The following is a 6,124-nucleotide window of genomic DNA, read 5'->3' as shown; positions in this document are numbered from 1 at the left end:
TCCGAACTGAGAACGGTTTTATGGGATTGGCTTAACCTCGCGGTCTTGCAGCCCTTTGTACCGTCCATTGTAGCACGTGTGTAGCCCAGCTCATAAGGGGCATGATGATTTGACGTCATCCCCACCTTCCTCCGGTTTGTCACCGGCAGTCACCTTAGAGTGCCCAACTAAATGATGGCAACTAAGATCAAGGGTTGCGCTCGTTGCGGGACTTAACCCAACATCTCACGACACGAGCTGACGACAACCATGCACCACCTGTCACTCTGTCCCCGAAGGGGAACGCCCTATCTCTAGGGTTGTCAGAGGATGTCAAGAGCTGGTAAGGTTCTTCGCGTTGCTTCGAATTAAACCACATGCTCCACCGCTTGTGCGGGCCCCCGTCAATTCCTTTGAGTTTCAGTCTTGCGACCGTACTCCCCAGGCGGAGTGCTTAATGCGTTAGCTGCAGCACTGAAGGGCGGAAACCCTCCAACACTTAGCACTCATCGTTTACGGCGTGGACTACCAGGGTATCTAATCCTGTTTGCTCCCCACGCTTTCGCGCCTCAGTGTCAGTTACAGACCAGAAAGTCGCCTTCGCCACTGGTGTTCCTCCACATCTCTACGCATTTCACCGCTACACGTGGAATTCCACTTTCCTCTTCTGCACTCAAGTTTCCCAGTTTCCAATGACCCTCCACGGTTGAGCCGTGGGCTTTCACATCAGACTTAAGAAACCACCTGCGCGCGCTTTACGCCCAATAATTCCGGACAACGCTTGCCACCTACGTATTACCGCGGCTGCTGGCACGTAGTTAGCCGTGGCTTTCTGGTTAGGTACCGTCAAGGTACCGCCCTATTCGAACGGTACTTGTTCTTCCCTAACAACAGAGTTTTACGATCCGAAAACCTTCTTCACTCACGCGGCGTTGCTCCGTCAGACTTTCGTCCATTGCGGAAGATTCCCTACTGCTGCCTCCCGTAGGAGTCTGGGCCGTGTCTCAGTCCCAGTGTGGCCGATCACCCTCTCAGGTCGGCTACGCATCGTCGCCTTGGTGAGCCGTTACCTCACCAACTAGCTAATGCGCCGCGGGTCCATCTGTAAGTGATAGCCGAAGCCACCTTTGAATCATCTGTCATGCGACAAATGATGTTATTCGGTATTAGCCCCGGTTTCCCGGAGTTATCCCAATCTTACAGGCAGGTTACCCACGTGTTACTCACCCGTCCGCCGCTAACTTGCGGGAGCAAGCTCCCACAAGTCCGCTCGACTTGCATGTATTAGGCACGCCGCCAGCGTTCGTCCTGAGCCAGGATCAAACTCTCCAATAGATGTTTGATTAGCTCATAAAAAACTTGTTTTGTTGTTTCATAGAAACAACTGAATTAAACGTTGGCACTTGGTTTGTTTAGTTTTCAAAGTTCAATGTCGTTTTCAGCGACTTTATTAATTTAACACATTAACAAGTCGAAGTCAACAACTTTTTTCATTTTTCTTTGTCGCTACTAACTTCCGTCAGCAGCGACGTTTAATAATATATCAAGATACTATTCAAAAGTCAACGGATTTTCAAAAGTTTTTTTTCGCATAGTAGCGGTGATAGATTCCTACCCCTTTTGTTTCTTCTAATTGAATATGAACTTGGTGCTTTTCAATTAAGAATTCGAGCATACCAGTTAGATCTATTCCGTAACTCTTTACTTCTTCATGTTTTAACAATTCCTGAATAGACCACGAATCTTTTTCTTCTAATACACCGAATAAATGAGCAGACCCTTGCTCTACTTTTTGAAGTATAAGTAGTTCACTAGCCAAGAACAACAGCTCTAATCTTTTCTCCATCGTCTCTTCACTCATAACTAATTCTTCATATAATTTATAAATTTCTGGTTCAATTTTTTTCACTTGATTCCAGACTGTAACTTCCGGATGAAAACCATGGTCAATGACAGCTAATCTTGCCAAATGGTGAAGAGAATGAACAATGTGATTGTAAGCATCTAAATATTGATGACTTTCAAAAAAGGACTTCCCGTCACGATACCTTCTAATCAAGCGAGCAAACTCAATGCCCATTTTTAACTTTCTACCGTGGAAAGGAAACTCGTTTAATTCAGTTTTTAACTTCTCAATATATTCATTCCTATCAAACACAATTTTCCCGTTCATTAACCAGTCAATGATTTTTCGATTACTTCCTAGTAATAGCCACTCTAACACTTGTTTTTCCGTCACTAAGTGAAGAGCTGCTTTTTTCTCATCAAAAGAATAATGTTTAATGAATACATCTTCTTCCGCTTGTTTTAATATGACAAAAAGAATTACATCAAACGTATCTGTAACTGGGCTTACTATATCTTTTTTCTCTATAAGGACAATTCCTAATGTGTTTGGATGGCTAGCTCGCTCTTGGTAGATCGGTCTTAGTTTTGCTTCCATGTATCCCACTCCCTAACTACTTTTTAGACATTATTCGACGTAATTTCGCTTTTTCCTCCCTTAGAAACTGGTGAATGTTCCAAGTCTGTGTGATAGACTAGCAATTATAGGGGGAGACGAAATGGCTAAGTACTCGAATAAAATTAATAAGATTAGAACATTTGCCTTAAGCTTAGTATTTATTGGCTTCATCATTATGTATGGAGGTATTTTCTTTAAATCATACCCCATCGTTATGACAATCTTTATGTTGCTTGGTTTATTATCTATTATTTTCAGCACTGTCGTATACTTTTGGATTGGAATGCTTTCCACAAGAGCAGTACAAGTAGTTTGTCCAAATTGTAACAAACTAACGAAAGTACTAGGACGTGTAGATATGTGTATGTATTGCAATGAACCACTAACGTTAGATCCTTCATTAGAAGGAAAAGATTTTGATGAATCATATAATTCAAAGAAAACAATTCAACAATAGCTGATATTATAAGAAAAAAGGTGCTGGCAATCAGCACCTTTTTAATGTTTCTTTTTATTAGAACACTCTGGACACGATCCGTAGATTTCCATTCTATGATGACTAATGGTAAATCCAGTGACATGTGCAGCTAGTTGTTCAACTTCATCTAGTCCAGGGTAAGAAAAATCTACCATCTTACCGCAGTCCTCGCAAATGACATGATAATGATCTGTTGTAACAAAGTCAAAACGACTGGAAGCATCTCCATATGTTAATTCTTTTACCAGCCCAACCTCTTTAAAAACTCGTAAGTTGTTGTAGACTGTAGCTACGCTCATATTAGGGAATTTTCCCTCTAACGCTTTATAGATATCATCTGCAGTTGGATGAGACATTGCTCCAATCATGTATTCAAGTATTGCATGGCGCTGTGGTGTAATCCGGACGCCCGTGCTTTTTAAAGTATCTAGTGCTTCACGTAAGTGTTCATGGGACACCATCATGCACCTCTCTTCCTTTAAAGGTATTTATTCTTACTTTATAATCTTTATAAACAGTGTACTCCTCTAGTGAAGAATCTGTCAAACGTTTTAGTACGTAAGGAAGGTATCTACCTAATGCACTATCATTTTATCTGCAAAGGCGTCTCTGGTTTCTGAAGTTGTAGATTTACATACCTGGCTGCAACAAATAAGTAATCGGATAATCGGTTTAGGTAAGATAGTACTAATGGATTTACTCCATCGATTCCAACCGCTATTCTTTCTGCTCTTCTAACAATCGTACGAGCAACGTGAAGTTGAGCACCTGTTGGATGTCCAGAAGGTAGAATAAATTGTCTAAGCGGAGGTAGTGCTTCTTCCCACTTGTCTAACTCCGTCTCCAACATACTAATGTGCTGATCCTTTAGTTCCCATGTTACTTTTTTATCTTGGGGTGTAGCAAGCTCAGCTCCAACGTGGAACAATTCGGTTTGTACTCTTTGCAAAGACTCCACGAATGCCTCTTTCCCTTCAAATGTCACAGCATCTAGAAAACTAAGACTTACACCAATTACGGAGTTTGCTTCATCACACGTTCCATACGCCTCCACTCGAAGATCATTTTTTGCAACGCGCGAACCATAGATTAGAGACGTTTGCCCCTTGTCACCTGTTTTTGTATATATTTTCATCGTTAATACCCTCTTTTCACGTCTATTATATTCTGGAAGTCTTCTTGTCCTTCTATAAAAAGCTTTAGGTTTTGCTCAAAGATTTCAAAAGATCTTGGAAGATATTTTTTGGTGATGCTTGAAATATGCGGAGTCACTGTGATGTTCTCCTGTTTCCAAAATGCGTGCTCACTTGGAAGAGGCTCATGTTTAAAAACATCTAAATAAGCATGTGCAATCTCATTATTGTTCATGGTATCCAATAAAACTTTATCGTCAACAGCATCTCCTCTACCAATGTTAATAAAAACAGCAGTTGACTTCATTAGTTTAAAATGGGGTTTTCTCCAAAAATCAATAGTGCTTGGAGTACTCGGAAGGATGGAGATAATATAATCCGCATTTGGAAGAGCTTGATCCATATCTTCCATTGAGTATGCCTCGTCAAACGGAGTTGGTAAAGTCCCCGATGTGTTAACTCCAATCACATTCATAGTAAACGCTTTGAGAATGTGTGCAATTCTCGTTCCAATTGCACCAGCTCCTACAATCATTGCCGTTTGTCCATAGAGTTCTTGCATTGGCACTCTTCTATTCCATAGATGTTCCTCTTCCTGCTGTGCTAACAGTTTCATCTGCTTCGCGTGATGAATCATGACACCTAATGTATACTCCGCCATTGGGATTGCATGAATTCCTCTCGCATTTGTAACTAGAATATTTTTCTTCTGTATAGAAGCGAAAGGCATTTTCTCCAAGCCTGCTGAAACAACCATAATCCATTTCAAATTAGTTGCTTGTTCAATATGTTGATCTCTTAAATCTTCTCCGTATGTAACGATTACTTCTGCATCACTTAATCGCTTCTCCGCTTCCCTTATAGATTTGGCGAATGTCCAATGAAGGTCCTGATACGTTGACTGAAAGTGCTGTTGAAAATCTTGATTTGGTTCAAAAGTAAAAAGTATGTTCACATGCTCACTCCGTTCTTCTATATGCATCTATTAACTTCTATTTTATTAGATAGAATCCTTTTTTTATATTTTGGAGATTTGAGGTGTGGGTGAGGCAACTTGTGGGATTTGCCGCATGGGGATTGCGGGGCTTATGGCGACTTTTGGCGTTTGTCGCCTAGGGATTGCTGAACACGGGGCGGCTTTGGCGACTTGCCGCGGGGGAACCACTCTCTTCTCCGTGGCTTTGGCGACTTGCCGATGTAAATCACTCTCTTCTCCGCGGCTTCGGCGACTTGTCAATGGGGAACCGCTCTCTTCTCGGTGGCTTCGGCGACTTGCCGCTAGAAAAGCTGGCAGCATAAAGTTGTCGCGGAAATCTAGGAAATTAAAGGATACTACGCTAAGTTCCGGCCACATCACGTGGCCATCGCCTAGTTGTCGCGTCACGAATTCTAAAACAACATTATGGATACTACGCTAAGTTCCGGCCACATCACGTGGCCAACGCCTAGTTGTCGCGTCACGCGACAAAAAAATACGAGCTAAATCGCTTTAGCTCGTAAACTATATATAATCTGAGGAGGTATGCCCTACTCTACAATATGTACAAAACCTCTTTTGGCATGGACACCTGTCCTATTGTGTGAAAAATGGGTGTTATTGTTGGCTTTTTACGAAATCTAATGCTTCTTCTACGTGGCCTTTCACTTTCACTTTTGTCCATTCTTTTAAAACCACTCCATCTAGTCCGATGACAAATGTGGAACGTACGATTCCCATGTACTCTTTTCCGAAATTTTTCTTTAGTTGCCACACTCCGTAAGCTTCTGCTACTTCGTGGTTTTCATCTGCTAGCAGTTCAAATGGCAGTCCGTGTTTATTGATGAATTTTTCGTGTCGCGCAACTGGGTCTGGACTAATCCCTACGATCATCGCATTCACGTTTTCGAATTCTGCTGATTGATCGCGGAAGTCACAAGCTTGTGTTGTACACCCTGGGGTCATATCTTTTGGATAAAAGTAGAGAACAATCACCTTTTTACCAATGTAATCACCTAAAGAAAACGTCTCTCCATTGTTTCCCTGTAAAGAAAATAAAGGTGCCTTTTTTCCTTCTAATGTCATATCTAATC

At 41.8% G+C, this 6,124-nt stretch carries 6 protein-coding genes and 1 rRNA gene (1 of these 7 only partly in view); 1 reads left to right on the top strand and 6 read right to left on the bottom strand.

Annotation, left to right across the window (positions count from 1 at the left end):
* Both G8O30_RS01865 and G8O30_RS01860 read right to left on the bottom strand, forming a co-directional pair.
* Window positions 1–1,314: ribosomal RNA gene (locus tag G8O30_RS01865) — 16S ribosomal RNA — on the bottom strand (it extends 236 nt beyond the left edge of the window).
* A 238-nt stretch (window positions 1,315–1,552) separates the two neighbouring features.
* Window positions 1,553–2,422: a nucleotidyltransferase-like protein gene (locus G8O30_RS01860; RefSeq protein ID WP_239673320.1), complete on the bottom strand. Its 870-nt coding sequence runs from the start codon at window positions 2,420–2,422 to the stop codon at window positions 1,553–1,555.
* A gap of 121 nt (window positions 2,423–2,543) precedes the next feature.
* Here G8O30_RS01860 and G8O30_RS01855 point away from each other — a divergent pair, with 121 nt between their 5' ends.
* Window positions 2,544–2,900: a YgzB family protein gene (locus G8O30_RS01855; RefSeq protein WP_239673319.1), complete on the top strand. Its 357-nt coding sequence runs from the start codon at window positions 2,544–2,546 to the stop codon at window positions 2,898–2,900.
* A gap of 41 nt (window positions 2,901–2,941) precedes the next feature.
* Here G8O30_RS01855 and perR read toward each other — a convergent pair whose 3' ends face one another.
* The 4 genes from perR to bcp form a co-directional block, all read right to left on the bottom strand.
* Window positions 2,942–3,382: a peroxide-responsive transcriptional repressor PerR gene (gene perR / locus G8O30_RS01850; RefSeq protein ID WP_239674463.1), complete on the bottom strand. Its 441-nt coding sequence runs from the start codon at window positions 3,380–3,382 to the stop codon at window positions 2,942–2,944.
* A gap of 125 nt (window positions 3,383–3,507) precedes the next feature.
* A complete protein-coding gene (locus G8O30_RS01845) occupies window positions 3,508–4,056 on the bottom strand; it encodes a cob(I)yrinic acid a,c-diamide adenosyltransferase (protein WP_239672982.1) in 549 nt (182 codons plus the stop codon).
* Window positions 4,057–4,058: 2 nt separating this feature from the next.
* Complete coding sequence (locus tag G8O30_RS01840; RefSeq protein WP_239673318.1) at window positions 4,059–5,009, bottom strand: D-2-hydroxyacid dehydrogenase; 951 nt, start codon at window positions 5,007–5,009, stop codon at window positions 4,059–4,061.
* Between the two features lie 639 nt (window positions 5,010–5,648).
* On the bottom strand, window positions 5,649–6,116 hold the full coding sequence (gene bcp, locus G8O30_RS01835) for a thioredoxin-dependent thiol peroxidase (protein ID WP_239673317.1): 468 nt from the start codon (window positions 6,114–6,116) through the stop codon (window positions 5,649–5,651).
* Window positions 6,117–6,124 lie beyond the last annotated feature (8 nt).

The sequence above is a fragment of the Mangrovibacillus cuniculi genome (assembly GCF_015482585.1).
Classification (GTDB): Bacteria; Bacillota; Bacilli; order Bacillales; family R1DC41; genus Mangrovibacillus; species Mangrovibacillus cuniculi.
Note: the sequence above shows the minus strand (reverse complement) of the source record. Positions and strands in the feature narration are given on the sequence as shown.